Annotated in this window: 22 protein-coding genes and 4 pseudogenes; 12 read left to right on the top strand and 14 right to left on the bottom strand. The window is 66.2% G+C overall.

Annotated elements, in window-relative coordinates; all coding sequences use genetic code 11:
• The first annotated feature begins 4 nt into the window (after positions 1-4).
• Positions 5-286 (top strand): DUF1467 family protein, encoded by a 282-nt coding sequence (locus tag QP181_RS07180; protein ID WP_093397299.1) that lies wholly within the window; start codon positions 5-7, stop codon positions 284-286.
• Between the two features lie 169 nt (positions 287-455).
• Here QP181_RS07180 and QP181_RS07175 read toward each other — a convergent pair whose 3' ends face one another.
• Positions 456-1,439, bottom strand: coding sequence for a RelA/SpoT domain-containing protein (locus QP181_RS07175; RefSeq protein WP_333928120.1), 984 nt, complete (start codon positions 1,437-1,439; stop codon positions 456-458).
• A gap of 132 nt (positions 1,440-1,571) precedes the next feature.
• The gene (locus QP181_RS07170; RefSeq protein WP_333928119.1) at positions 1,572-2,510 is read right to left on the bottom strand and encodes a hypothetical protein; all 939 of its coding nucleotides are present in this window, start codon (positions 2,508-2,510) and stop codon (positions 1,572-1,574) included.
• Between QP181_RS07170 and QP181_RS07165 the strand changes: the two genes are divergently transcribed.
• The 5 genes from QP181_RS07165 (at position 2,491) to QP181_RS07145 (ending at position 7,840) form a co-directional block, all read left to right on the top strand.
• Positions 2,491-2,805, top strand: a complete 315-nt coding sequence (locus QP181_RS07165; protein ID WP_333928118.1) for a hypothetical protein — start codon at positions 2,491-2,493, stop codon at positions 2,803-2,805. The two genes, QP181_RS07170 and QP181_RS07165, sit on opposite strands and share 20 nt — an antisense overlap.
• A 51-nt stretch (positions 2,806-2,856) precedes the next feature.
• Positions 2,857-3,861, top strand: a complete 1,005-nt coding sequence (locus QP181_RS07160; RefSeq protein WP_333928117.1) for a hypothetical protein — start codon at positions 2,857-2,859, stop codon at positions 3,859-3,861.
• A gap of 289 nt (positions 3,862-4,150) precedes the next feature.
• Positions 4,151-5,332, top strand: a complete 1,182-nt coding sequence (locus QP181_RS07155; RefSeq protein ID WP_333928116.1) for a hypothetical protein — start codon at positions 4,151-4,153, stop codon at positions 5,330-5,332.
• A gap of 65 nt (positions 5,333-5,397) precedes the next feature.
• A complete protein-coding gene (locus tag QP181_RS07150; RefSeq protein WP_333928115.1) occupies positions 5,398-6,465 on the top strand; it encodes a DUF2336 domain-containing protein in 1,068 nt (355 codons plus the stop codon).
• Between the two features lie 112 nt (positions 6,466-6,577).
• Positions 6,578-7,840, top strand: coding sequence for a sensor histidine kinase (locus QP181_RS07145; protein ID WP_333928114.1), 1,263 nt, complete (start codon positions 6,578-6,580; stop codon positions 7,838-7,840).
• Here the strand turns inward: QP181_RS07145 and QP181_RS07140 are convergent.
• Genes QP181_RS07140 through gltX form a run of 3 tightly spaced genes read right to left on the bottom strand, consistent with a single transcriptional unit; the run spans position 7,814 to position 10,756 of the window.
• Entirely contained in the window at positions 7,814-8,017 is a 204-nt protein-coding gene (locus QP181_RS07140) for a hypothetical protein (RefSeq protein WP_333928113.1), read from the bottom strand. The two genes, QP181_RS07145 and QP181_RS07140, sit on opposite strands and share 27 nt — an antisense overlap.
• Positions 8,017-9,300 carry a citrate synthase gene (locus QP181_RS07135; RefSeq protein WP_333928112.1) on the bottom strand — a complete coding sequence of 428 codons (1,284 nt, stop codon included), beginning with the start codon at positions 9,298-9,300 and terminating at the stop codon, positions 8,017-8,019. Before QP181_RS07135 ends, QP181_RS07140 begins: the two co-directional genes overlap by 1 nt.
• A gap of 25 nt (positions 9,301-9,325) precedes the next feature.
• A complete protein-coding gene (gene gltX, locus QP181_RS07130) occupies positions 9,326-10,756 on the bottom strand; it encodes a glutamate--tRNA ligase (RefSeq protein ID WP_443027530.1) in 1,431 nt (476 codons plus the stop codon).
• A 191-nt stretch (positions 10,757-10,947) separates the two neighbouring features.
• On the opposite strand from gltX, the gene QP181_RS07125 reads away from it, so the two are divergent.
• Positions 10,948-13,056, top strand: coding sequence for a ComEC/Rec2 family competence protein (locus tag QP181_RS07125; protein ID WP_333928111.1), 2,109 nt, complete (start codon positions 10,948-10,950; stop codon positions 13,054-13,056).
• Positions 13,057-13,703: 647 nt separating this feature from the next.
• Here the strand turns inward: QP181_RS07125 and lexA are convergent.
• Positions 13,704-14,376: pseudogene (gene lexA, locus QP181_RS07120) on the bottom strand (transcriptional repressor LexA).
• A 68-nt stretch (positions 14,377-14,444) separates the two neighbouring features.
• Positions 14,445-15,625 (bottom strand): annotated as a pseudogene (locus QP181_RS07115) (molybdopterin molybdotransferase MoeA).
• A 555-nt stretch (positions 15,626-16,180) separates the two neighbouring features.
• Here QP181_RS07115 and QP181_RS07110 point away from each other — a divergent pair.
• On the top strand, positions 16,181-16,381 hold the full coding sequence (locus tag QP181_RS07110; RefSeq protein WP_333928110.1) for a hypothetical protein: 201 nt from the start codon (positions 16,181-16,183) through the stop codon (positions 16,379-16,381).
• A 20-nt stretch (positions 16,382-16,401) separates the two neighbouring features.
• Complete coding sequence (locus QP181_RS07105) at positions 16,402-16,875, top strand: energy transducer TonB (protein ID WP_333928109.1); 474 nt, start codon at positions 16,402-16,404, stop codon at positions 16,873-16,875.
• A 91-nt stretch (positions 16,876-16,966) separates the two neighbouring features.
• Here the strand turns inward: QP181_RS07105 and moaC are convergent, their stop codons facing one another.
• The 4 genes and pseudogenes from moaC to QP181_RS07085 all read right to left on the bottom strand — a co-directional run.
• A complete protein-coding gene (gene moaC / locus QP181_RS07100; RefSeq protein WP_333928108.1) occupies positions 16,967-17,434 on the bottom strand; it encodes a cyclic pyranopterin monophosphate synthase MoaC in 468 nt (155 codons plus the stop codon).
• Entirely contained in the window at positions 17,431-18,207 is a 777-nt protein-coding gene (trpC, locus tag QP181_RS07095) for an indole-3-glycerol phosphate synthase TrpC (RefSeq protein ID WP_056048598.1), read from the bottom strand. Before trpC ends, moaC begins: the two co-directional genes overlap by 4 nt.
• A gap of 1 nt (position 18,208) precedes the next feature.
• Positions 18,209-19,198: pseudogene (trpD, locus tag QP181_RS07090) on the bottom strand (anthranilate phosphoribosyltransferase).
• A gap of 108 nt (positions 19,199-19,306) precedes the next feature.
• Positions 19,307-19,870, bottom strand: a pseudogene (locus QP181_RS07085) (anthranilate synthase component II); the annotation flags it as partial.
• A 197-nt stretch (positions 19,871-20,067) separates the two neighbouring features.
• Here QP181_RS07085 and QP181_RS07080 point away from each other — a divergent pair.
• Positions 20,068-20,472 carry a hypothetical protein gene (locus QP181_RS07080; RefSeq protein WP_333922763.1) on the top strand — a complete coding sequence of 135 codons (405 nt, stop codon included), beginning with the start codon at positions 20,068-20,070 and terminating at the stop codon, positions 20,470-20,472.
• Positions 20,473-20,639: 167 nt separating this feature from the next.
• On the opposite strand, the gene trpE is transcribed toward QP181_RS07080, so the two are convergent.
• Genes trpE through QP181_RS07065 form a run of 3 tightly spaced genes read right to left on the bottom strand, consistent with a single transcriptional unit; the run spans position 20,640 to position 24,092 of the window.
• Entirely contained in the window at positions 20,640-22,130 is a 1,491-nt protein-coding gene (gene trpE, locus QP181_RS07075; RefSeq protein WP_333928107.1) for an anthranilate synthase component I, read from the bottom strand.
• A 5-nt stretch (positions 22,131-22,135) separates the two neighbouring features.
• Complete coding sequence (locus QP181_RS07070) at positions 22,136-22,909, bottom strand: hypothetical protein (RefSeq protein WP_333928106.1); 774 nt, start codon at positions 22,907-22,909, stop codon at positions 22,136-22,138.
• Complete coding sequence (locus tag QP181_RS07065; protein WP_333928105.1) at positions 22,791-24,092, bottom strand: peptidylprolyl isomerase; 1,302 nt, start codon at positions 24,090-24,092, stop codon at positions 22,791-22,793. Before QP181_RS07065 ends, QP181_RS07070 begins: the two co-directional genes overlap by 119 nt.
• A gap of 150 nt (positions 24,093-24,242) precedes the next feature.
• On the opposite strand from QP181_RS07065, the gene tpiA reads away from it, so the two are divergent.
• The gene (gene tpiA, locus QP181_RS07060) at positions 24,243-24,986 is read left to right on the top strand and encodes a triose-phosphate isomerase (protein WP_443027529.1); all 744 of its coding nucleotides are present in this window, start codon (positions 24,243-24,245) and stop codon (positions 24,984-24,986) included.
• Positions 24,987-25,137: 151 nt separating this feature from the next.
• Positions 25,138-25,812, top strand: coding sequence for a hypothetical protein (locus QP181_RS07055; RefSeq protein WP_333928103.1), 675 nt, complete (start codon positions 25,138-25,140; stop codon positions 25,810-25,812).
• Positions 25,813-25,866: the final 54 nt, after the last annotated feature.

Here is a 25,866-nt window from a genome sequence, read left to right as displayed (position 1 = left end):
TTGGGTGCGCTGGACCTCGGCACTCGCGATCTACGTCCTGTTCTGGTCGTTCTCGGTGTTCCTGGTCCTGCCGTTCGGCGTGAAGACGACGCGCGAGGTCGGGGGCGAACACGTCCCCGGCCAGGCCGAGAGCGCGCCGCATGAGTTTCGCTCGGGGCGGACGGCGTGGCGGGTGACCGTGGTGGCGACGGTGCTGTTCGTGCTGTTCCAGCTGAATTATTCGTACGGGTGGATCACGCCACAGAGCGTCGACCTGTTCGACCGCGGCAACATGGTCACGCGGTAACTGTGCGGGTGTGACTAACCCATGCCACGTCGTACCTCGCCAGCGAAGCCTTTAGCCAGGGGCGGTAGGATTAAGTCAATTCGGCATTTGGTAATCGGGAAAGGGGATCAGGAAAATCCTGAGAGAGCACCCGGTCAACCAAACGTGAAAACAACGCTGTATCCAAAAATTAGTTAGGGTAGGCTCGCTTTAGCGCAGTTATATCAGCCGCCGAAACAAGAACGACCTGGCGGCTCGACCCCTCTGGAATCTTGCTTTCAAGGTCTGTATATTGGGAATTTGCGGCGGCAGACTCCTTGGCTTTGAAGCGACGCAAGGTCACCTTTCCTTCATCCGGATCTACTTCGATAATAAAGTATTTGGCGTCTTTGGCAGCGCCAAGCGTTTCCAAAGTAGTATTGTATGCTCGAAGCATATCTTTTGCTCGAAGATTTTCCGCTAACGTTGATATTTCGCTTACCAAAGAGCTTTTGTCTCCGGGAGTGTCCGGTACGCAAGGTGTCCGTTCAATTGCGGCAATAGCAGAACTCATCAGGGCGAAAAATCTGAGCCAATCCTCGTCCCCTTGGTTTGATTTCAATGCTTGGCGCGTAAACAGTCCAACGGCTTCGACTGCTGTTGCCCACGAATGTTGCAACTGTGTCCTAAGTTGAATTTCAACGCGCATCCCGCTATAATCTGACGTTGATGCCGTTCCGACATACTCGTAAACTAGATGATAAGAACGATAACCATCTGGCTTAGGGTTGCTTATGTAATCCTTTTCGTTTCGGAACTTATGGTCGAAATCGGTCTTTTTGTAAAATTCCGCCAAACGGTAGACGTTGGTTAGCTTCGAGAAAATTGCGCGGCATCCGGCAACATCCTGCATCTGCGTCAGTCGCATGGTCTTTTTTGACAGAAGCTTTCGATGAATTGAGTCAAGGCGCTTTGCACGCTGTGCAACAGTAACTCCCTTTTCAAATTTTCTTGCCCGATTTCTCAAGGTAATCTGAAAAGTGTTCAATGGGTAGGCGTGTGCTGAGCGCCAATTATTGATAACGTCTAGCGCTTGAAGAGCGTCTAAAGTGTTAATGGGAAAAGCTGTTTTGGCAAGCAATCGCGCAGCTGAGTTGTATTCATCCGGCTGAAAATCAAGTGTCGTCCAAACCATCTTTAAGCCTGCCAATCGAGAGAATGGTAGATTACCGCGGAGTGCCGCTTAAAAAGATGCGGCGTACCGTGTATTTTGATGACTGACCCGGTTTCATTAAAATAACCGCTCGGTCAGAATCTAAAAGCGCAATTAGCGCAACCGTTCGATCGCCTGTGCCAGTGCGACGTAGAGTTTGCCCATGTCGGACGACAGCAATGTCACCCCGAGCGGCGAGCCGTCGCGCTGCGTCAGGATCGTGCGGAGCATCGCTTCGAAGTCATGGATGTAGCGGTTGACCATCTCGCGGAAGGTCTCGTCCTCGTCGTAGAGGCCGGCGATCTCGCGGACTTCGCTGGCGTCGAGGATGCGGACCGCGCGGCGGGTGAACACCCCGCGGTCGCCCTTGAGGTACGCGCCCCATGCGCTGTCCGAGATTTCGGGTGCGATCGCCTTGGTGATGTCGATCGACGCCGAGTTGAGCGACTCGATCAGCAGCGACACGCGACGCGCAAAGGTGTCCTGGTCGGCGTCTTCGCGTTCGGTGCGCGCCTCTTGGATCCGCGTTTCCACGATTGCGGTCTGGTCGACAATCGTCTGGACTTCACGCGCAAGGCGTTCGGTCGCGCCGGTGGCGGCATCGACCGCAGCGCCGGTTGCGTCGGTGAGCGCCTTGACCTGGCGTTCCACGGTGTCGTTGGTCGCGCGGCGCATCGCGTCGGCGCTGGCGGCCTCGAGCGCGGCTGCGGCCTCGGGGATGACCTTCGACAGCGTTTCGCGGGCCTTGTCGGCTGCGACCGCGGCGGTTTCGCGGACGCGGTGGAGTGCCTCGATCAACTGCGGCGCGGCGTCTTCGGCGAAATGCTGAGTCCGGCCGATCGCTTCGTCGACCATCTGGCCTAGCGCATCGGCCTTCGCGCGACCGGTATTGAGCGTGTTGAGCAGGTCGGTCGACAGCGTGTCGAGGACGAGGCGCTGTTCGGAGATCACGCCGGCGATCGCCTCGATAGCGTCGTGCGTGCTTTCCGCCGCAGTGACGAGCGCGAGCAGTTCGGGGCGTGCGGAGACGACGATGCTCTTGCTGGCGAGCACCTGCAGAATCGAGCCGGCCCAAAGCTTCAGGCATGGTCTCGTCGATCTCGCGTGCGGCGGCGTCGAGCGCGACGAGCAGCGTTTCGGTCGTGGCGATCGTGCGGTGCGCCATGTCGTCGCCCGCGCGCAACGCTTCGGTCATCGCATTCGCCGAGCCGCCGAGCGCGCTGATCGACGCGGCGAGGTCTTGCGTGCGCTCGGTCCCATGGCGGTGGAGCAGTTCGATCCGCGATTCGACTTCGCCGAGCCCGGTGTGGAGGTCGTCGACGATCCGGTCGCCGGCGCTGCGCTGTAGATCGAGGCGGATCGCGACGCGTTCGATCGCGTCCTCGACCGCGGCGATCCGGTGCGCGAGCGCTTCGGCGCTGTCGCGCGCGGCGCTGTCGAGTGCGGCCTGGTTGGCGCCGACCATCGCCAGCATCGCGTCGCCCTGCGCGGCGATGCCGCGGCGCGACAGATCGACCGCGTCGGCGGTGCGGTTAAGCAGCGCGTCGACCGCAGCAGACATGCCGTCGGTGACCGATTCGAGATGCGCGCCTGCGGTCTGGCTGGTCGCCTCCATCCGGACGATATGCGCGGCGAGGCGTTGCGCGGCGCCGCTGGCCATCGCGTCGGCCTCGCGGCCGCGTTCGGCGAGCGCGACGATCTGCGCGTCGAGTGCGGCGGCGTGTTCGCTGGCCGACAGACCCGTGCGTTCGAGACGCTTGGCGACGTCGTCGATATCCGCCTGTGCACGGGGAAGGGTGGCGATCAGGACGCCGAGGCTGGTTTGTGCGCCGGCAGTCGAGGTTGCGAGGTTGCGCGCGTGGGCTGCAGCCTGGTCGATTTCGGAGACCATGCCGCGACCGATCGCGGCGAGCTGTTCGGTCGCGCCGCCGCCCATCGCCATGAGCGCGTTCAATTGTTCGGCAAGGTGCTGGCGATTGGCGTCGATCGTGTTCGACAACGCTGCGACGGTGCGCTCCAGGCTGGCCGCTTCGTCACGCATCGCCTGCGCCGTGATGCCGAACCGATGCGCCTCGGTGCGGCTGGTGCGCATGGTGAGCAGCCAGACGATGCCGACGAGCGCAGGGACGACACAGAGCGCTGCGATGAACTGGACCAGCGCGACCGGTTCGATCGTAGCAAGCGAGCCGCGTGCGATCCACAGCATCGCGGCCAGCCAGACAACGACGATCGCAACGGCAATGCCTGCAAACACCGCGCCGCGTTCGGGCGCAGGCTTTTGATAGGGCTCGTCGAAATGGGGCTCGGTGACGGTTTCGGACATGTCTTCTATCACCGGATCCATCACGATGTCCGCGCGAATGGGATGGGCATTGCCTGCCGACGCGCGAAACCCGATCATTGACGAACCCCCGTTCATGAATTGCGGAAGTATCATGGATTGTCGTCGGACAAAACGGATGATGCGACGGTTCGGCGAACATCCGTCCGGTAAGCGGGGCGACACGGCGTATGATCGTGGTGGCGCCGCGAGAAGCCGCGGTCGATCCTTGTGATAAGCACGGGAGGATGTGGCGGTGTAGTCGCCCCAGCCGGGTGGTTTCTCGCGCGTAACGTTGAACCGAACCGCGGCGCAGGGCAGTTCGACCTAACGCGGGCTTTGCAGGACGGCGCGTACCGCCTAACAGCCTGCGATGCTTGCCGGCCTATTATTTGCAATTCACGACGCCGACGATCGCCCCGATCGTCTGGCCGCGACGCTGCCGTTCAGCGGCGTCACGCTTATCGAATACCAGGCGCGGTTGCTGATCGCGGCCGGCGTGTCGCAGGTGATCGTCGTCGTCGCGCGGATGACGCCCGAGCTTTTGGGGGCGATCAACCGGATCGGGCGGCGCGGCGTTTCGGTCGATACGGTGCGCTCGGCGACCGAAGCGGTCGAGAAGTTGCATCCGCTCGCCCGCGTGCTGATGCTTGGCGACGGGCTGGTCACCACCGAGGCGATCGTCAAGGCGATGGCGGGCGAGGAGGGCGATTGCCTGCTCGTCGTGCCGGAGAGCGATGCTGGGCCGGGGTTCGAACGTGTCGGCGGGCAGATGGCGTGGGCCGGGGTCGCCCGGCTGAGTTCGAGCCGGATCGCCGAGGTCTCGGCTTTGCCACAGGATTACGATCTTCAGTCGTCGCTGTTGCGCTTGGCGGTACAGTCGCGCGCGACGCAAGTGTTGCTGCCAACCGATGCGGTGCGCGGTGGGCACGGTATCGAGCGGCAGGCGCGGACGCTGGAGGAACGCGGGCGTGCGGTGCTGATGACGATCGTGTCGGGGCGGCGCGGCTGGTTCGACCGGTTCGTGCTCGCGCCGATCGCGCGGCTGGCGTTGCCGCTGCTGGTCGATCGCGGCGTCGCGGGGACCACGGTGGGCGCAGCTGGGCTGGCGCTGGGCGTCGCCGGGCTGGTGACGATCGGCGTAGGCCTGTCCTCGACCGGGCTGATCCTGGCGCTGGTCGGGTGCATCGCATTGGCACTTGGTTCGGTGTTGAGCGGGCTTCGCGACGAAGAGCCGATGGCGCATGGCCAGACCGTGGCGATCGGCGGTGTCGTTGCCGCCGCCATCCTCGTCTTTGCGTTCTTCGTCAGCGGCTATGCGGGCGAGAACACCGCGCTGGCGATCGGTACCGCCCTCGTCGCGATCGGCGGACTGGCCGAGCGCGCGATCGTCGAACGCGAGCGCCAGTTCTGGTGGGGCAGTCCGGCGGCGTATCTGCTGATCGTGACGCTGACCGCACTGGTCGGTTTTCCGGTAGTGGGATTGGGGTTGACTGCGGCTTATGCGACCGCGACGCTGGCGGCGGTGATCGAACGATTGCGCCGCGCGCCTTAGGCGGACCTTAACGACCGGAGGCTAAGCACGGGGCGATGTCGGTCGGCCGAGACCCAGTTGACGCTATGCCGTCCTATGACGATCCGCTCGCGCGGGCCGAGACCGTGCGCTTGCGCGCGGAGACGCGACTGGCAGGGACCGTCGCCGACTTCTTCCTCGATGCGGATGCGCGGTTGGACGACCGGACGCGGCTGATGCTGGCGCATGTGCTGGATGCGATCGTCGGTTCGATCGAGTGGGATATCCGGCGCCACGCGGCGCGGTCGCTTGCCGGAAACGGATCGAGCAAGGCGGGCGAGGCGATCCTCAAGGCGGGCGCGGGGGGTGTCGTCGATCGACTGACGCGCGCCGGATTGCTCCGTGACGAGGAGTTGATGGACGAACTGATCGCGCGCGTCCGTCACGATCTGATCGCGGCGTCGCTGCCGGTCGAGGTGGCCGAGCCCGACGAGGCGAGTCTGCTGGTCCGTCTCGTTGGCGTGCCGGACAGTATCGTAGCGTCGGCGGCGTCTGCCCTGCTCGCGGCCGAGAGCCGGCGGCGGGTCGCGAACGAACAGGGTGTGGTCGGTGGGAGCGAACTCCCCGCCGAACTCCATCACCGCCTGGTCTGGTGGGTGGCGGCGGCAATCCGCGACGGCTTGCGGCATGCGACGCGCGAGAGCGACCGCGCGATCACCGACGCGGCGCAGCGCAGTCTCGCGGCGCATGACGAGGGCGAGCGGCCCGATGCAGTGGCGATGCGGCTGGCGGGGGCGCTCGATGCGCGCCCCAATGAACTGGCGGCGGTGCTGGTCGAATCGATCGGTGATCGGCGGCTGTCGCTGTTCGTCGCGGTGCTGGCGCATGCGCTCGGCATCGCATTCGATCAGGCGCGGGCGATCACGTTGGAGCCCGAGGGTGATCGGCTGTGGCTGGCGTTGCGCGCGCTCGACATGGATCGACCGACGATCGCCCGGATCGGGCTGGCTCTGTCGGAAGCGGACCCGCGGCGCGATATCGAGGCATTTGCGGACGCTTTGGATGCGATCGTTTCGGTCGGTGTCGATGATGCGCGGGCATCGATCGCACCACTGGCACTGAACCGCGATTTTCGGATGGCGTTGCGGGCGCTGGCGCGTACGGGTCGGCGATGAGCGTGTTCGACCCTTCGACCGAAAGCCCCATTGCCCACGCGATCGTCGCACCCGACGGATCGCTGTCGTTCGCGGATCCGGCGCTGATCGCACTGAACCAACGGGCGGGGGTATGCGCGGTGCGCCACTCGCGGTGCCGCAACTCGCGACGATTGCGCGGTTGGCGCGACGGCTCGGCATCGTCGTGTCGCGCGGCGTTGTCGTAGCTGACGACGAAACCGACGTTGATCTGTGGGTACGTGCCCAACCGGATGGCGATAATGTCCGTCTCACGGTGAGCGGCTGGCGCGAGATCGCCGCGTGGCGCCCGGCCCGGCCGGCACCCGATGCGCAGAATGATTTTCTCGGCAGCGATACCGACTGGCGGTGGGAAACCGACTCCGCGCTGCGGCTGACGTTCTTGACGCTGGATGCGGGGCCGAAGCATGGGTTCGATGCGTTCGCGCTGCTCGGCCAGCCGCTGACGGCGATGTTCGCGCTCGATGCCGGAACGGACGGGACGTTGCCGATTCTCGACTCGCTGGCAAGGCGGCGGGCGATGGCTGCGCAGCCCGCGCATCTGCGGAGTTCGGGCCGCGCGGTGACGCTGACCGCCAATGTCCGGCACGATGCATCGGGCGATTTTGCCGGGTTCGTCGGCGTGGCGCGGATGGTCGTCGAGGACGCCCCGGCGCCAGTTGCTGCCGACACGCTATCGCCGACTTTCACCAGCGGGCTCGACAAGGCGTTGCGGATTCCGCTCGCGCGGATCGTCGCCAATGCCGACAGCATCAATGCGCAGGCCGATGGCCCGGTGCAGCACGACTATGCCGATTACGCCGCGGATATCGCCAGCGCCGGCCGGCATCTGCTCGAACTGGTCGACGATCTCGTCGATCTGCAAGCGGTCGAGCGGCCCGACTTCACGCTCGCGCCCGAGCCGATCGACCTAGCCGATGTCGCCCGCCGTGCCGCTGGCCTGCTGACCGTCCGCGCAGCAAACGCCGAGGTGACGATCGTCCGGCCGGCGATGGACATGCGTGCCCCAGCGCTCGGGGATTTCCGGCGCGTGTTGCAGGTCCTGGTCAATCTGGTCGGCAACGCGGTGCGCTATTCGCCGCCGGGATCGCAGGTCTCGGTATCGGTGGAGCGCAACGACACGCGCGCAATCGTCGTCGTCGCCGATCTGGGCAAGGGCGTCGCGCCCGAGGATCAGGTCCGGATTTTCGAAAAGTTCGAGCGCGTCGACCCGTCGGAAGCCGGCGGCAACGGGCTCGGCCTGTACATCGCGCGGCGGCTGGCACGGGCGATGCAGGGGGATCTCACGGTCGAAAGCGCACCCGGCGAAGGCGCGCGGTTCGTGCTGACGTTACCTTCGGATCCGGCGCGCCACTAGGATCAGCGCGAGGCCGAACGCGGCGAGGAATGCGCCGCGATCCGCCCAAGGCCGCTGGTCGAGCATGAAGCTCGACTGCGGCCAGTGGACGTAACCGAGCCCCTGGCCGATCCAGAGCAGACCCATCAGCGCGCTGAGCACGCCGACGACCATCAGGATCGGCCGGAGCGCCTTCATCAGCGTGACGCCATCGGGACGTAGTCACGTGCGGTCGGGCCGCTGTAGAGCTGGCGCGGACGGCCGATCTTCTGGTCGGGATCGGTGATCATCTCGTTCCACTGCGCGACCCAGCCGACGGTGCGGGCGAGCGCGAAGAGCACGGTAAACATCGAGGTCGGGAAGCCGATCGCCGACAGGATCACGCCCGAGTAGAAATCGACGTTCGGGAACAGCTTCTTCTCGATGAAGTACGGATCGCTGAGCGCGAGACGCTCGAGCTCGATCGCGACGTCGAACACGGGGTCGGTGACGCCGAGTTCGCCGAGCACTTCCTTGACGGTCGTCTGCATGACGGCCGCGCGCGGGTCGTAGTTCTTGTACACGCGGTGGCCGAAGCCCATCAGGCGGAACGGGTCGTTCTTGTCCTTGGCGCGGGCGATGTACTCGGGAATGCGGTCGACGGTGCCGATCTCATGCAGCATGTTGAGCGCGGCTTCGTTCGCGCCGCCGTGCGCAGGGCCCCACAGGCAGGCGATGCCGGCCGCGATGCACGCGAACGGGTTGGCGCCCGACGAACCGGCGAGCCGGACGGTCGAGGTCGACGCGTTCTGCTCGTGATCGGCGTGGAGGATGAAGATACGGTCCATCGCCTTTTCGACGATCGGGTTCACGACGTACTTCTCGGCCGGTACGCCGAACGTCATCTTCAGGAAATTGCCAGTGTAGCTCAGCGTGTTGTCCGGATAGACGAACGGCTGGCCGACGCTGTACTTGTACGCCATCGCGGCGATCGTCGGCATCTTGGCGATCAGGCGGTGCGACGCGATGACGCGCTGTGCCGGATCGTGGATGTCGGTCAGATCGTGATAGAACGCCGACAGCGCGCCGACGACGCCGCACAGGATCGCCATCGGATGCGCGTCGCGGCGGAAGCCACGGAAGAACTGCGCGAGTTGCTCGTGCACCATCGTGTGGCGCGTGATCGTGGTCGAGAAGTTCGCCAGTTCGTCTTCGCTCGGCAGTTCGCCGTTGAGCAGGAGGTAGGCGACTTCCATAAAGTTCGACTGCTCGGCCAGCTCGCCGATCGTGTAGCCACGGTGCAGCAGCGTGCCGGCGTCACCATCGATATAGGTCAGCTTCGACTGGCACGACGCCGTCGAGGTGAAACCCGGATCATAGGTAAAATTATCCGTCTGCGCGTACAGCTTGCGGATATCGATGACATCGGGTCCGACCGTACCGGACATCACCGGATACTCGAAATCCTTGCCGTCGACCTTGAGGGTTGCGGTCTCGCTCATGCTTGTATCCTTCCTCGAAATCTTATCAGCTAGCCATCCGGTCGGCGATCCGTCCCAGGCTCTCGTCGCGCCCGAGCAGGTCGAGCACATCGAAGATCCCCGGCGACGTCTTGCGTCCCGTCAGCGCGGCGCGAAGCGGCTGTGCGACCTGGCCGAGCTTGACGCCCCGCGCTTCGGCCACGCGCCGTACCGCGCCTTCGAGCGCCTCCGTATCCCACGTGGCGAGCGCGTCAAGTTCGGCATGGGCATTGACCAAAATTGCACTCGCTTCACCCTGCAAAAGGCTCGCTGCGGCGTCGTCCATCGCCAACGGGCGCTGGCTGAACAGGAAATTCGACCCTTCGGCCAACTCGTTCAGGTTTGCGGCACGCGGCTTCAGGACGGGCATCGCGCGAGTCAGAAGATCGAGTCCGCCGGTCGGCAGATCGTGACCGAGGCGATCAGCGGCGAGCTGCGCAAGGCGCGCGTCGTCGGCTTCGCGGATGTAGTGGCCGTTGAGATTCTCGAGCTTCTTCAGGTCGAAGCGTGAGGGCGACTTGCCGACGCCGGACAGGTCGAACCACTCGACCGCCTGTTCACGGCTGATGATCTCGTCGTCGCCGTGACCCCAGCCGAGCCGGAGCAGGTAATTGTCGAACGCCTCGGGCAGGATGCCCATCTCGTCGCGATAGGCTTCGATGCCGACCGCGCCATGGCGTTTCGACAACTTGGCGCCGTCCGGGCCGTGGATCAGCGGAATGTGCGCGTAGATCGGCTCGGGCCAGTTCATCGCGCGGTAGATCGGCAGCTGTCGGAACGCGTTGTTGAGGTGATCGTCGCCGCGGATGACGTGCGTGACGCCCATGTCGTGATCGTCGACGACGACGGCCAGCATGTAGGTCGGGGTGCCGTCGGAGCGTAGCAGGACGAGGTCGTCGATCTCCTCGTTCTTGACCGTAACGGCGCCTTGAACGCGGTCCTCGATCGTGACGGCGCCTTCCTGCGGCGCGCGCAGGCGGACGACGTGGGGGAGGTTCGGCGCTTCGCTCTCGGGACGATCGCGCCACGGGCTGCGGATGCGGAGCGGCTTCTTCGCGGCCTGTGCCTCGGCACGCATCGCGGCGATCTCGTCGTTGGTCATGTAGCAGCGATAGGCATGCCCATTTGCCACCATCTCGTGTGCGACCTGGGCGTGGCGCTCGGCACCGGCGAACTGCATGACGACGTCGCCGTCCCAGTCGAGCCCGAGCCAGCGCATGCCGTCGATGATCGCGTCGATCGCCGGCTGGGTCGAACGGACCCGGTCGGTATCCTCGATGCGCAACAGGAATTTACCCCCGTTTGCTTTCGCGAACAGCCAGTTGAACAGCGCGGTGCGCGCGCCGCCAAGATGCAGGAACCCCGTCGGCGACGGAGCGAAACGGGTAACCACGGGTGCGGCCGAAGCGGCGGTGCCCGTATCAGATATTGCGCCCAACCGCGGGTGCTCCCAGACTGATGAAACGATGGAGAAACGATGGCCATGACAGCCGTCGCCGCCCCTAGCATGCGTCCTTTGCGGCGACAAATGGGCGTGCCGCGATGGGGGGCTGTCGTGGGGCTTGCCGTGGAGCGCGGGGGGCTGGCGGTCGAGCGCTGGCTGGAGGCGGAGCGCGACCAGTTGGTGCTGTGGCTGCCGGTGATGCTGGGGGTGGGATAGCGCTGTGGTTTGCGCTGTCGGACCCGGCGGCATGGTGCGTGGCGGTGTTGCTGTTGGTGGCGAGCGGGCTTGCGTGTCTGGCGGTGGGGCAGGGCGGACGTGCGGCGCGCGCGCTGGCGATTGGTTTGCTGACTGCGGGGCTCGGTCTTGGGCTGATCTGGGCTCGGTCGGAATCGGTGGCACGACCGGTGTTGGGCGGCCCGACGATCGCGAGCTTCTCGGCGAAGGTTGAGGCGATCGAGCCGCTGGTGGCGCGAAAATTGGTGCGATTGACGGTTCTGCCACTTGGCAAAGGTAAGGAGACTGATGGGCAGCCGGTTGCCTTGCCTTACCGGGTCCGCGTCAACCTCGCGGAGACCGATGCGCCGAAGCTGCTCGGGACCGGGGCAGTCGTACACCTGCGCGCTCGCCTGATGCCGCCGCCTTTGCCAGCGGTGCCGGGCGCCTACGACTTTGCGCGCGTCGCGTGGTTCGGCGGAATCGGCGCGACCGGGCGCGGCTTCGCACCGGTGGTGGTGACGGCGCCGAGCAAATCGGGGGCGGGCATTCGCGTCGCTCTGTCGCACCATATCGTCTCGCGACTGGACGGCAGCGCAGGCGGCATAGCGGCAGCGCTCGCAACGGGTGACGTTGGTGCGATCAGCGAAGAGGATTCGGAGGCGATGCGCCGGGCGGGCCTCGCACATCTGCTGTCGGTTAGCGGGTTGCATATCACCGCGGCGGTGGCAGCGACGATGTTGATCGTGCTGCGGCTACTGGCGCTCAGTCCTTGGCTGGCGCTTCATGCGCGACTGCCGCTGATCGCTGCATTGGCGGGTGCGGCGGCGGCGATCGGCTATACCTTGCTGACCGGGAGCCAAGTGCCGACGATCCGGTCGTGCGTGGCCGCGTTGCTCGTGCTGGCGGCACTGGCGATGGGACGCGAGGCGATGACGTTGCGGCTCGTCGCGGCCGGAGCGGCGTGCGTCATGCTGGTATTGCCCGAATCGGCAGCCGGACCGAGCTTCCAGCTGTCGTTCGCGGCGATCACCGCGATCATGGCGCTGCACGAGCATCCTGTGATCCGCGCGTTCTTTGGTCCGCATGACGAAGGACGCGGGCGCAAACTCGCGCGGGGTGTCGCATCGCTGCTGTTGACGGGCCTCCTGGTCGAATTCGCGCTGATGCCGATCGCGGTCTATCATTTCCACAAGGCGGGGCTATACGGCGCGTTCGCCAACATCGTCGCGATCCCGCTGACGACGTTCGTGGTGATGCCGCTGGAAGCGTTGGCACTGCTGCTCGATGCGGGCGGTCTTGGCGCACCGATCTGGTGGCTGGTCCAACGCTCGCTCGATGCGCTGCTCTGGCTCGCGCATATCGTCGCCAGCGCTCCCGGCTCGGTGCGGTCGTTGCCCGCGATGCCGACGGCGGCGTTCGCGCTGATGATCGTCGGGGGGATTTGGATTGCGCTCTGGCGGACCCAGTGGCGACGCCTCGGGCTGATGCCGCTGGCGGCCGGCGCGATCTGGGCGCTGACCACGCCAGCGCCTGACGTTCTGGTGACGGGAGACGGTCGCCACGTCGCGGTACGAACCGCGGCGGGGCTGGCGATGCTGCGCGACCGGGCGGGCGACTATACGCGCGACATGCTGGCCGAGAATGGTGGGGTGGATGGCGAGCCGCTCCTGCTCGCGGACCAACCCGATGCCCGATGCAGCCGCGATCTGTGCGTCACAGATATCGCTGGACGAGGACGGATGTGGCGCATCCTGGCGACCCGCAGCGCTTATATGGTTCCGATCGCCGAGTTCCTTGCCGCCTGCCGCGGTGCCGATGTCGTCGTCAGCGACCGCGGTTTGCCGAAACGGTGTGCGCCGCGGTGGCTGAAGCTGGATCGTCGTGTGCTCCGGCGGACGGGCGGTGTCGCGCTGACCTTGGGGAGCGGGACTGTCGTGACCATCCTCAACGCCGGCGATCGTCACCCGTGGCGCAATCCGCCTCTCCTCGAACACACCGCGCACTCGTTCGGGCCGCGACATGGCCGGTTTCACGGTGCTGCGTCGGCGTTTCGCGCCAGCCGAGGTCGTCGAAAGTAGAAATATTCACGCGAACGCGCAAAGGCGCGAAGGTGATGCGACTCCTACATGAACGATCAGCCGGTCCCGGCTTTTCGGTAGTCTGCGAAGGCAAATAGACGCCAATCTAAACACCACATCTTCGCGCCTTTGCGCCTTCGCGTGAACAAGATCACTCGTCGTCGCCTGCGATCTCAGTACGAAGAATTGGTTCACGCGGAGACGCGGAGAAGGTTCTTGTACGGCGGGGTGTCGGGCTGGCGACTGTTTGGTTTTACTTCCGAAAAGCGTTTGGAATCGTTTCGTTCTCCCTAAGCGAAACACCTCCGCGTCTCCGCGTCTCCGCACGAACCAATTCTTCGGCTGCGCGGGGGATTGGCGGCGATATGTTCGCGCAGAGGAGCAGAGATTTACGGTTTGAGTCGAGGTCGCGCTTATGTAGCGGGGCGGGAGAAGGTCTTCCGGACGCCTGGCGGTCTGAGCTTGGGCGTGTTGAAGAACTAGCCACTTTTTCGATGGCTCGGAGCACATCGCTTAGTTTGCCGAAGAGGCCCGGTCGCTGTTGCCGGTAGGATAGAGCGACTTGGCTTACCGGCTTGGCTGTCTCTTTTCCTTACCAAGAACCGAGACCGGCCAGCGTCATGATGACGAAGGCCGGTCTCGGCACTTCAATCGTAGCGGCGGAGGATGCCGGAGAGTTTGCCTTGGACGCGGACTTGGGCGGGGGCGTAGCGTTGGGGGGCGTAGGCTCGGTTTGCCGGGTCGAGGCGGACCATGGCGCCTTCGCGGCGGAAGTATTTCAGGGTGGCTTCGCTGTCTTCGATCAGGGCGACGACGATCTCGCCGTCTCGGGCGGTCTCGGTGCGGCGAGATCAGGGCGTAGTCGCCGTCTAGGATACCGGCCTCGACCATGGAGTCGCCGGAGACTTCGAGCGCATAGTGTTCACCCGAACCCAGCAGTGCGGCGGGGACGGCCAGCATCGTGCTGCCTTCGAACGCTTCGATCGGGACGCCGGCGGCGATGCGGCCGTGGAGGGGGATCTCGACGACGTCGTTCGCTGGCTGTGGCGCGGTAGCGGGCGCGGGCTTTACGTTCGACGCCTTTGATGGCGCCTTTTTCTCGGCACGCTCGGGCATGCGAAGCACTTCGAGTGCGCGCGCACGGTTCGGCAGGCGGCGGATGAAGTTGCGCTCCTCGAGCGCGCTGATCAGACGGTGGACGCCCGACTTCGACTTGAGGTCGAGGGCGTCCTTCATCTCCTCGAACGACGGCGAGACGCCGGTTTCGTTGAGGCGATCGTTGATGAAGCAGACGAGTTCGTGCTGCTTGCGCGTGAGCATGGCGGTTCTCCGTCCGGAACAGACTGGGAACTTCTATGGAACATAATTAACGCCGTCAAGCGTCCGTATCACGCGATCACGAGGATTTCCGCCGATTCGCCTCTCTTTGCAACCGGAGCGTTGCCGGGGCGGACGATGAGGCAGGTCGAGCGGGCCAGCGTTAGCAGCATTGAGCTGTCCTGGATCGTCGAGGCATAGGCTTTGCCGTCGCGCAGCTCGGCGCGGAGATAGTCGGTGCGGGCGTTGTTGGCGGGGAGGTCTTCGCCGAGCAGCGCGTGGGTCGACTGGGGGAGCGGATCGCGTGCGCCGGCCATGTGCGCGACGACGGGCTTCACGAACAGCGTCGCGGTGACGAACGCGGAGACCGGGTTGCCGGGGAGGCCGAGGACCATCATCTCGCCGATCCGGCCGGCCATCATCGGCTTGCCGGGGCGCAGCGCGATCCGCCAGAAGTCGATGGTGCCGCCGGCGGCTTCGATCGCGGGGCGGACGAGGTCGTGGTCGCCGACCGACGCGCCGCCGGTGGTGACGAGCAGGTCGGCCTCGACGCTCGCGAAGGCTTCGCGGAGGATCTCGAGATTGTCGGGCAGAATGCCGAGATCGATGATGTCAACGGGCATGTCGGCGAGCATCGCGGCGAGCATGATGCCGTTCGATTCGGGGAGCGCTACGCCGTCGGTGGTCGAGCCGGGGGGACGAGTTCGTCGCCGGTGGCGGCGACGGCGACGCGGACGCGACGGTTGACGGTGAGGGTGCCGTGGCCGCCGGTTGCGGCGACGGCGATGCGCGCGGGGCTGAGGCGATCGCCGGCGGCGATCAGGCGGGTGCCGGTGGAGAAATCGAGGCCCTTGCGGCGGGTGTTGCGGCCAAGTGTCGGCGGGCCTTCGCCGGCGAGGATCAGGGTTTCGCCGTCACGCTCGGCTTCTTCCTGGACCATGACGGTGTCGGCGCCTTCGGGCATGGCGGCGCCGGTGAAGATGCGGGTGGCCTCGTTGGAGGCGACGTTGCCTGCGAAGGGGCGGCCGGCGGCGCTTTCGCCGATGACTTTCCAGGGGCCTGGGAGGTCTTCGAAGCGGATCGCGTAGCCGTCCATGGCCGAGAGATCCGCCGCGGGTTGCGTCCGGCGGGCGAGGATGTCCTCGGCGGCCCAGCGGCCGGCGGCTTCGCGTAGCGTCACGGTCTCGTGGCCGACGCGAGGGGCCATGGCGAAGAGGCGGGACTGGGCTTCGGCGACGGGGACTAGGGTCATGCGTAAGGCTCTGTTTCTGGGCGGTTCGGAAAAGTGAAGTATAGGAAGTGTAGACGCTGGGAGCGTTTTGGCGGTTTGTTCTTTGGGCGATGTATGGGGAAGCGCGGGGCGTGGGGGTAGGTTCCGTGCTTTGCCATGGGTTTGATATGTAGGACAGGCGTTGTTGGCTAAGCGGGGCGCGGAGAGCTTAGCCGCCATGGCGATGTCTGGGCGGGCAGATATCGAACGTTAGCTACCGCCTTCTTGTTCTCCCGCGAAGGCGGGAGCCCAGGGCTGGGTCCCCGCCTTCGCGGGGAAACATAAATTTGGCGGTTGTCGTGCTTCGCTACTGCGACCTTCCCAACTGGGCCCCGGCCTTCGCCGGGGTGGGGTTTTGATCTGTGTGAGGACTTCCTCGACAGTAACGGCGAGTGTGAGGTCGTCGTTGCTCGCCGTCTCTGAACCTCTGGCCAGCGCGGGTTCATCCTTTGCGGGGCTATGTTTGGGGGAAAGAGACACCAGATCAGCATGATGACACGCAATCAGCCTCGGGCGAGAGACAGGATCGGGGCGGCGGTGGGCGCCGTGCTGTTGCCGGGGGTGCTGGGCTATGCGCTGCTCAACGGGCTGGTGGTGACGATGCCGGCGGTGGTCAGCGATGCGTTGAAGGTGTTCGATGCGGCGCCGCCTCCGCCACCGCCGCCGCCTGAGGAGAAGGTGCGGCCTAGGCCGTCGCCTAGCCGCAAGCCGGAGGGGCTGCGTCGCCGCCTAATTTGAAGTCGAAGGCTACCGAGGTAGTGGCGCCGCCGCCGGTGGTGCCGGTTGTGGTGCTGCCGCCTGTCGTGGTTGCGGAGAAGGCCGGGGTGGGGGCGCAGGCTACGGCGGGCGCTTCGGATGTGCGCGGGCCGGGGACGGGGAGTGGCGGGATCGGCAATGGCACCGGGAGCGGTGGGTATGGCAATGGCGACGGCGGGGGTGGTGAGGAGACGCCGCCGCGGTGGCGCAAGGGGCGGCTAAAGGATTCGGACTATCCGCGCGAGGCGGCCGAGACGGGGATCCGGGGGCGGGTTTCGGTGCGGTATCTGGTCCAGACCGATGGGCGGGTGTCTCGGTGCCGGGTGACCCGGTCGAGCGGGAGCCGGGAGTTGGATGCGCTTACGTGCCGGTTGATCGAGGAGCGGTTTCGGTATGAGCCTTCGCTCGATGCGGCGGGGCGGCCGGTGGAGTCGACGATCGTGGAGGATCATGAATGGGCTATGGGTGGGGATTGAAGTCCCAGGCTAGGCGCGTTCTGCTTGGCTTGCCCTCACCCTCGCCGCCTTTGGCGTCTATCCCTCTCCCCTTTGGGGAGAGGGTGCCTTGTTACGCGGTCCAGTTGCCGGATTTGCCGCCGGACTTTGCGCGGACGCGGATGTCGGTGAGGACCATCGTCTTGTCGATCGCCTTGGCCATGTCGTAGATCGTCAGGAGCGTTACCGTGGCAGCCGTCAGGGCTTCCATTTCGACGCCGGTCCTGCCTTCGGTTGAGGCGGTGGCGGTGGCGGTTACGCCGGTTTCGTCGACGATCAGGTCGATTTCCACCTTGGTGAGCGGGAGCGGGTGGCAGAGCGGGATGAGGTCGCTGGTGCGCTTGGCGGCCATGATGCCGGCGACGCGCGCGACGGCCAGGACGTCGCCCTTTTTCGCGGTGCCGGCGCCGATCGCCGCGGCGGCTTCGGCGGACATGGTGATGCGGCCGGAGGCGATGGCTTCGCGGGCGGTGACCGCCTTGCCGCCTACGTCGACCATTCTTGCCGCGCCGGCTTCGTCGATGTGGGTGAGGCCGGTCATCCGACGAGAGCGCGCGTTGCCGCTTCGACGTCGTCCTGGCGCATGAGCGCTTCGCCGATCAGGAAACAGTGGATGTCGTGTTCGGCCATCGCGTCGAGTTCGGCGCGAGTCGTGAGCCCGCTTTCGGCGACGAAGGTGCAGTCCTTGGGCGCCTTGCCGACGAGGTCGTAGGTGCGCTGGAAATCGACTGAGAAGTCGCGCAGGTCGCGGTTGTTGACGCCGATCAGGCGCGACTTGAGCCTCAGCGCGCGCTCCATCTCGTGTGCGTCGTGGACCTCGACCAGCACGTCCATCCCGCATTCGAGCGCGGAGGCCTCGATCTCGGCCATCTGGATGTCGTCGAGTGCTGCGACGATGATGAGGATGCAGTCGGCACCGATCGCGCGCGCTTCGGTCGACTGCCATGGGTCGACCATGAAATCCTTCCGCAGCACGGGAATCGAGACGGCGTCGCGCGCGGCGGTCAGATAGGCGTCGGAGCCCTGGAACCACTTTTCATCGGTCAGCACCGAGAGGCAGGCGGCGCCACCGGCTTCGTAGGCGCGGGCGTGGGCTACGGGATCGAAGTCGGCGCGGATAAGGCCTTTCGACGGACTCGCTTTCTTGACCTCTGCGACCAGCGCGTAGCCGGTCTTAGCGTCGAGTGCTGCGCGGAAGCCGCGAGGCTTCGACATGCGGGCGATGCCGGCGTCGATGTCGGCGAGCGACGTGGTGGCCTTGCGCGCGGCAACTTCGGCGCGCTTGGTCTCGAGAATACGGTCGAGCATGGTCATGTCAGTAGGCGATCCAGCGGGCGAGCAGCGCGTCGGCGCTGCCGGTGTCTAGGGCGGCGGCGGCCTTGGCCGCGCCGTCGACGAGGTTGGAGACGGTGCCGGCGACCATCAAGGCGGCGGCGGCGTTGAGCAGGACGGCGTCGCGGTAGGCGCCGGCCTCGCCCTTGAGCAGGCGGCGGAGAGCGTCGGCGTTGTGTGCCGCGTCGCCGCCGCGGATGTCGGTGATGGCGTGGCGGGTGAGGCCCGCGTCTTCGGGGGTGACCTTTGCGGGCAACGCGACGCTGCCGACCGAGGCGACGATGCTGGGGCCGGCGCCCGACAGTTCGTCGAGGCCTTCTTCGCCCGAGACGACCAACGCGGCTTCGGTGCCGAGCTGTTCGAGGGCTTCGGCGTAGAGCGTGACGTAGTCGGGGCGGGCGATGCCGATGAGCTGGCGGGTGGTGCCGGCCGGGTTGGCGAGCGGGCCCATCAGGTTGAAGATCGTCCGCTTGCCGATGCGTTGGCGGATCGGGGTGATGCGCTTCATCGCCGGGTGGTGGTTGGCGGCGAACAGGAAGGCGATGCCGATCTCGTTGAGGCTGGCCTCGGCGGTGGCGCCGGCGCGGTCCATGTCGAGGCCGAGGACTTCCAGCGTGTCGGCGGCGCCGGCCTTGCTCGAGGCGGCGCGGTTGCCGTGCTTGGCGACGGGGACGCCGCACGCGGCGACGACCAGCGCGACGGCGGTCGAGACGTTCAAGGTGTGGTGGCCGTCGCCGCCGGTGCCGCAGACGTCGATCGCGCCGGCGGGGGCGTCGATCGGGATCATCCGGTTGCGCAGCGCGCGCGGCTTCGGCGATCTCGATGCTGGTTTCGCCGCGGGTCGCGAGGTCGGTGAGGAAGGTGGCGATCGCGTCGTCGCTCGCGCGGGCGTCGAGGATGTCGGCGAACGCTTCTCGGGCGGATTCGCGGGAGAGGGGGAGGACGGGTCCGGGAGGAGGGTAGTCGTTGTCATATTCCCCTTCCGCTTGCGGGAGGGGTTAGGGGAGGGGCTACTTCGGAAGTCGCGAGTGCGGCACGCCCCTCCCCGACCCCTCCCGCAGGCGGGAGGGAGTTGGTGTGGGATGTTCGCCATCTTCAGGAAGTTGGCGAGCATCTCGTGACCGTGTTCGGTGGCGATGCTTTCCGGGTGGAACTGGACGCCGTGAATCGGCAGCGTCGTGTGGCGGAAGCCCATGACCGTGCCGTCCTGCGCGGTCGCGTTGACGACGAGCGTGTCGGGAACCGCGTTGACGATCAGCGAGTGATAGCGCGTGGCGATGAATGGCGAGGGCAGCCCGGCGTAGAGCCCGGTGTCGTCGTGGACGACGGGAGAGGTCTTGCCGTGCATCAGGCCGCCGCGTTCGACCTTGCCGCCGAAATGCTGACCGATCGCCTGATGCCCGAGGCACACGCCGAGCAGCGGTTTGCCCGCATCCGCGCAGGCGGCGACCAGATCGAGGCTGACGCCCGCCTCGGTCGGCGTGCAGGGGCCGGGGGAAATGAGGAACGCGTCCGCGCCCGACGACAGAGCCTGCCCGGCGGAGATCGCATCGTTGCGGACGACTTCGACCTCGGCGCCGAGCTCCATCAGGTAATGGACCAGGTTCCAGGTGAAGCTGTCGTAATTGTCGACGACGAGGATCATGGCGCCGCCATAGCCTAAGCGGGGCCGGGTGCAATATGTCCGCGTACGGCTGCGGTCGTACCGGGTCATCGCGATTTCGCCGCGGGCGGGTCGCGATCGGCCGGAGCGAGCCCTATATAGCGGAAGCAGCGCAGGCATTCATTCAGTGCGGAGCAATGCCGTGTGACGGACGTTATTCGTTCAAAGGAGCCTGATCCATGTTTCGTACCGTCGTCCTTGCCGCACTGATTGCACTTCCCACAATGGCGTTCGCGCAGGATGCTCAGGTCGCCTCGCCACCGCAGCGCATCCGCAGCGTTACGCTGACCGGTGATCAGAAGTGTCCGCCGTCGACCAACGGCGAGGTGGTGGTGTGCTCGACGCTCGATCAGCCGTATCGCATTCCGAAGGCGCTGCGCGACGACAAGCCGATCGCGGCACAGAACCAGAGCTGGGTGAACCGTGCCGCGTCGATGGACCAGCTTGGGCGCGTGGCTGGCGGGTTGCCGGATACGTGTTCAGCGGTCGGGACGGGTGGCCAGTCCGGCTGCTTCCTGGCGCGGAACAATGCTTATGCTCAGGAGCGTCGTGCGCCGGCTAGCGAGACGAATACGACTCCATGATTTGATCAGCTAGAGTTGGTCAGTAATTGTCGTCGAGCAACTACTTCTACCACCCCGGCGGAGGCCGGGGCCCAATTGGGGGACGGTTTTAACTGAGGTTGCGCGTTGTTACGGCGACCTTCCCAATTGGGCCCCGGCCTTCGCCGGGGTGGCGTTATCGGGCGGGCCTACTGACCGAAGCCCGGAGCTTTCGCCCGGCTGACTGCTTCGCGCGCCGCGGCGAGAATCGCGCCAGCCTTGGCTTCGCACTCGCGCTGTTCGTATTCGGGGACGCTATCGGCAACAATGCCGGCACCGGCCTGGACGTGGATCGTGCCGTCCTTCACCACCGCCGTCCGCAGCACGATGCACGAGTCCATCGATCCGTCGGGAGAGAAATAGCCGACCCCGCCTGCGTACGCGCCGCGGCGTTCGGGTTCGAGTTCGGCGATGATCTGGCAGGCGCGGACTTTCGGCGCGCCGCTGACGGTGCCGGCAGGGAAGCCGGCGAACAGCGCGTCGAGCGCGTCCTTGTCGGGGGACAGCGTGCCGACGACGTTCGAAACGATGTGCATGACGTGGCTGTAGAATTCGACGCCGTAGCTGGCGGTGACGTTCACCGACCCTGGCGCAGCCGCACGGCCGACGTCGTTGCGCCCGAGATCGAGCAGCATCAGGTGCTCCGCTCGCTCCTTGGGGTCGGCGAGCAGGCTGACGCGGTTCGCCTCGTCCTCGGCGGCGGACTTGCCGCGGGGGCGGGTGCCGGCGATCGGGCGGATCGTCACTTCGTCGTCGCGGACGCGGACGAGGATTTCCGGGCTGGAGCCGATCAGCGCGAAGCCGGGCAGGTCGAGGTGGTAGAGGAACGGCGACGGGTTGATGCGGCGTAGCGAGCGGTAGAGCTCGAACGGCGGCAGCGCGAACGGCGTGCTGAAGCGCTGGGCGAGCACGACCTGGAAGATGTCGCCGGCAAGGATGTAGTCCTTCGCGGTGGCGACCATCTCGCCGTAGCGGCCTTCGGGTAGCGCAGGCGTGTAGACAGGCTCGGCGACGTCGGCGCGGATCGGGGCGGGGACGGGCGTGCTGGCCAGCTTCGCTGCGACCGCATCGAGCCGGTCTTCAGCTTCGGTCACGATGGTGTCGGCGTCACGGGCCGGATCGGGCCAGGCGGGCGCGACGAGGTACAGCGCGTCGGTCAGGCGGTCGAACACGAGGACGACGGTCGGCCGCACGAAGATCATGTCGGGCAGGCCGAGAGGGTCGACCGGCGGTTGCGGTAGCGTCTCGACCAGACCGATCGTCTCATAGCCGAAATAGCCGACCAGGCAGGCGAGCGCGCGAGGCAGTTCGGCGGGAACCTCCGCGCGGCACTCGGCTACCAGCATCCGCAATGCGTCGAGGGTCGGCACCGGGCACGGCTCGAACGTCCCGCGATCGGTCGCCCAGTGACGGTTGATCTCGGCGCTGTGGCCATGCGCGCGGAACAGCAGGTCGGGCGCGAGGCCGATCAGGCTGTGGCGACCGCGGGTCTCGCCGCCCTCGACCGATTCGAGGAGGAAGTCGCCACGCCCCGGCTCGATCAGCTTTAGCGCGGCTGCGACCGGGGTTTCGGTATCGGCGACCTGACGACGCCAGACGAGCGCGGGGCGCCCCTCGGCCAAAGCTTCCCGCGCGCTCATGGCGATCAGTTCCCGGTGCCGCCCTGGCCGAGCAGGTCGGCGCGGACGCGGGCGAGCGATGCCGCGTTGGTCTTCACGCCAACATCGGCGCGGACTGCCTTGGCGAACTGCTCGACATATTCGCGACCGACCGAGCGGCCGATATTGGCGCGCGCGGCCTTGATCGCGGCGTCGTTGCCCGCCGCATTGCCACTGGCGATGCTGTCGAGCTTGATGACGAACCAGCCGCTGTCATCGGGCGCGGCCAGCGTCTTGGCGGTGTTCGGCGCCATGCTGAACATCAGCGCGAGCGCCGGCGGTGCACCGCGCGGATCGGCGGCGATCTGCGCACGCGAGGCGGTCAGCGGACGCGCGGCGGGCAGCTTCAAACCGGTCTGCGAAAGCGACTGCTGGATCGGCATGCCCTTGTTGATCCGTGCGAGCACGTCGGCGGCGACTTTCCGCGCAGCCTGACGCGAACGATCCGCGGTCATGTCTTGCAGCACGGCGGCGCGAACCTGTGCCAGCGGGCGCGGCGTCGCGGGGACGACGCGGCCGAGCGCGACGACGGCGAACCCGCCATCCGTGCCGAGTTGGACGAGCTGCGGGCCATCGCCTTCAGCCGCCTGGAATGCGGCGGCAACGAGCGGCGCGATCGCGGGATCGGGCTTGCTGGCCGCGTCATCCGGATTGACGCCGCTCGCGATCAGCGCAGGCGTGGTCACGGCCGCGAGCTTCTGGTCGGCGATCACTTCGTCGAAGGTCGCGTTCTTCGACAGCGAGATCGTCGATCTTGTCATGGACGTCGGATAGCGCAGCGGCCGCCTTCTGGATGCCGAGTGCGGCAGCGATCTCGCCGCGGACCTGGTCGAGCGAGCGACCGGCGACGTTCTCGATCTTGTCGACCTTGGCGACGGTCCAGCCGAGCTGCGTGCGGACCGGGCCGATCACGGCGCCATTCGCGGCGGCGAACACGGCATCGGCGACCTGTGCGGACGCGGTGTTGGCATAGGCGGCCTTCTCGACGCCGGTCTGCGTGGAGGCTTCGAGACCGGCAGCGCGCGCGGCGTCGGCGAGGCTGGTACCGGCCTTCACCTTGGCGGCGAGCGCGGTCGCGCCGGCCTGATCGGCGACGACGACCTGCGTGATCGTGCGCTTCTCGGTCGCGGCGTAGCGTGCGCGGTCCTGCTGATAGGCCTTGGCGATCTCGGCGTCGGTCGGAACCGCCTGCGCCTTGACTCGGTCGGGCGAGACGATCGCGTAGCGGACGATCCGGCGCTCAGGGACGGTGTAGCGCGCGATGTTACGCTTGTAGAAAGTGTTAAGGTCGGCGTCGCTCGGCGCGGGGCCGGCGGGGACGATTGCGGCGGGGATGAAGCCGATCGTTCCGGTGCGCTTCTCGAGCAGCAGCGACGCGTAGGGAAGCGCGAGCTGGCTCGAAACCTGCGTGGCACCGGTGCTCGGGATGGTAAGTTGCTGCGCGAACGTATCACGGACGATGTCGCTGCGGATCTGCGCGTCGGTCAGCTTCCGCTGGGCGAGAACCTGACGGTAGAGATTCTCGTCGAACTTGCCGGTCGGGCCCTGCAACGCCGGGATGCTGGCGATCTGGCCGTCGACGGCGCGCTTGCTGACGACCATGCCCTGTGCACGGCCGAACTGCTCGAGCGCCATGCTGGAGATGATCCGGTCGAGCGTGCCGTCGAGCCCGCCCTGGTTGACGAAGGTCGCCATGTCGAGCGTCGGCTGCTCCTGGCGGAAGCCTTGGAGCTGCGTCTGCGCCTGCGTCTTGACTTCGTTCGCGGTGACCTCGGCCTTGCCGACCTTGGCGACGTCGCCGCCGGTGATCCCGGCGCCGCCCGTCATCGAACTCAGGCCGGTCACGTCACCCGCGGCGAACGCGAGCGCGATCACGCCGAGCACGAGGAAGGTGATGATCACGCCGACCCTGGAGTGGGTAAGACGGCGGAAGAAAGCGAGCATGGACAGCCGATCGACAGGGATAGAACGGGGTTGCTTTACGGGGGCGCGGGCGGCTCTTCAAGTCGGGCGCGTCACGCGGCGATCAGGTCGTGCGGGGTTGTGCGGTGCGGGTGTGGCGCTATCGCTGGGCAAAATATCTGGGAGATGACGATGCGGCGTAAGCTTGTAGCCGGAAACTGGAAGATGAACGGGTCGCGGGCGATGCTCGTCGAACTCGAGGCGATTGCTGCGGCGGCGAGTGCTGCGCCGGGGATCGACGTATCGGTCGCGGTGCCGTTCACGCTGATCGCCGCGGCTTCTGAGCGTGTGCCCGGCCTCGCGATCGGTGCGGAGGACGTCCACGAGGCGGATAGCGGCCCGCATACCGGCTGCGTCTCGGCGGGAATGGTCAAGGAGGTCGGCGCGTCGTTTACGATCGTCGGGCATTCGGAGCGGCGCGCGGACCAGCACGAGACCAGCCACGATGCGTGGGCGAAGGCGGCGGCGGCGCGGCGGCAGGGGCTGCACGTCATTTTGTGCTGTGGCGAGACCGAGGCGGAGCGCGATGCGGATCGTGCGGAGCGCGTGGTGCAGGCGCAGATCGAGAAGTCGGTGCCCGACAATGCCGACGGCAGCTGGTTTACGTTGGCCTATGAGCCGCGCTGGGCGATCGGTACGGGGCGGACGCCTACGTTGGAAGAGATTGCGGCGATCCATGCGATTGCGCGCGCGAAACTGCGGATGCTGATCGGCGATGCGGCGGCGGGAGTGCGGATCCTGTATGGTGGATCGGTGACGGGGGCGAATGCGGCGTCGATCCTCGATACACCCAACGTCGACGGGGCGCTGGTCGGCGGGGCGAGCCTGACGGCAGAAAAGTTCGTGCCGATCATCGAGGCAGCGGCCTCGTTATAGATGTGGGCGGCGATGGCTTGCGTTGAAAGTCGTTAAGTCCCGATAAACCCTAGCGTCTTATGATTAATTGGCGATTCGGAGGGCGGATCGCTGATCGGCGTGACGCTGCTTTGGTGCGAGGGTTGATATGGCCAGGTGGATTCCCGGGTGCATGAGCGCCTCGATTGCAGTCTGTGCGATCGTCTCTGCGATCCCCGCTCGGGCGGAGACTCCGCGCGAACTGCTGACCCAGGCCGGGTTCGTCGATCGCGATCGGAATGTGGCATTGGCGCGGATCGACAAGGCGGCGGCGGCGGCGGGGCAGGCGCTGAGCCGGTCGCCGAACGATCCGGAGGCGGCGATCATCCAGGCGATGGCGAACGGCTATCGCGCGAAACTGCTTGGCAATCGCGGGCAGGCGATCGCCGCGCGGAAGCAATATGAGGAGCTGGTAACGCGCTATCCGCGCAATGCCGAGGCGCAGGCGGCGCTGGGGGCGTGGCATGTCGGGGTGATCGCGAAGCTCGGGCGGTTTGTCGGGCGTGCGGTGGCGGGCGCGCAGAAGGCGACCGGGCTGGAGGCGCTCGACAAGTCGGTGGCGTTGGGCGGCAACCGTGCGATGTTCGCCGGGCTGGCGGGGTTGTTGCGGCTTGAGCTGGATCCGAACGACGCTCGGGGACGGGCTTTGGTCGAGACCGCGAGCAAGGCGCCGACGCCGAGTGCGATCGACGGGTATGTGCGGAAAGCGGCGTTGGCGGTGTTGGTGCCGCTGCGGGCTGGCGATGCGAATGCGACGAAGGCTTTGGCGGATAAATTGCTGCCGTTTGGGCAGTTCGCGACGGGGTGAGACGGTCTTCAGCATGGTACCAACCATCGACTTGTTCCCCCGCGGACGCGGGGG

This window comes from Sphingomonas sp. LR55 (genome assembly GCF_036856015.1).
GTDB lineage: Bacteria > Pseudomonadota > Alphaproteobacteria > Sphingomonadales > Sphingomonadaceae > Sphingomonas.
The sequence above is the reverse complement of the archived record's forward strand: the minus strand, read 5'-3'. Positions and strand labels throughout refer to the sequence as shown.

What these genes read in the sequence shown, in the direction of transcription:
- moaC (WP_333928108.1), bottom strand. Translation starts at nt 17,434, where the DNA reads ATGACCGGCCTCACCCACATCGACGAAGCCGGCGCGGCAAGAATGGTC.
- QP181_RS07150 (WP_333928115.1), top strand. Translation starts at nt 5,398, where the DNA reads ATGCCGTCCTATGACGATCCGCTCGCGCGGGCCGAGACCGTGCGCTTG.
- QP181_RS07140 (WP_333928113.1), bottom strand. Translation starts at nt 8,017, where the DNA reads ATGAAGGCGCTCCGGCCGATCCTGATGGTCGTCGGCGTGCTCAGCGCG.
- QP181_RS07080 (WP_333922763.1), top strand. Translation starts at nt 20,068, where the DNA reads ATGTTTCGTACCGTCGTCCTTGCCGCACTGATTGCACTTCCCACAATG.
- trpE (WP_333928107.1), bottom strand. Translation starts at nt 22,130, where the DNA reads ATGAGCGCGCGGGAAGCTTTGGCCGAGGGGCGCCCCGCGCTCGTCTGG.
- trpC (WP_056048598.1), bottom strand. Translation starts at nt 18,207, where the DNA reads ATGACCATGCTCGACCGTATTCTCGAGACCAAGCGCGCCGAAGTTGCC.
- QP181_RS07165 (WP_333928118.1), top strand. Translation starts at nt 2,491, where the DNA reads ATGCTCTTGCTGGCGAGCACCTGCAGAATCGAGCCGGCCCAAAGCTTC.
- QP181_RS07135 (WP_333928112.1), bottom strand. Translation starts at nt 9,300, where the DNA reads ATGAGCGAGACCGCAACCCTCAAGGTCGACGGCAAGGATTTCGAGTAT.
- QP181_RS07055 (WP_333928103.1), top strand. Translation starts at nt 25,138, where the DNA reads ATGAGCGCCTCGATTGCAGTCTGTGCGATCGTCTCTGCGATCCCCGCT.
- tpiA (WP_443027529.1), top strand. Translation starts at nt 24,243, where the DNA reads ATGCGGCGTAAGCTTGTAGCCGGAAACTGGAAGATGAACGGGTCGCGG.
- QP181_RS07070 (WP_333928106.1), bottom strand. Translation starts at nt 22,909, where the DNA reads ATGACAAGATCGACGATCTCGCTGTCGAAGAACGCGACCTTCGACGAA.
- QP181_RS07145 (WP_333928114.1), top strand. Translation starts at nt 6,578, where the DNA reads ATGCGCGGTGCGCCACTCGCGGTGCCGCAACTCGCGACGATTGCGCGG.
- QP181_RS07175 (WP_333928120.1), bottom strand. Translation starts at nt 1,439, where the DNA reads ATGGTTTGGACGACACTTGATTTTCAGCCGGATGAATACAACTCAGCT.
- QP181_RS07155 (WP_333928116.1), top strand. Translation starts at nt 4,151, where the DNA reads ATGCTTGCCGGCCTATTATTTGCAATTCACGACGCCGACGATCGCCCC.
- QP181_RS07065 (WP_333928105.1), bottom strand. Translation starts at nt 24,092, where the DNA reads ATGCTCGCTTTCTTCCGCCGTCTTACCCACTCCAGGGTCGGCGTGATC.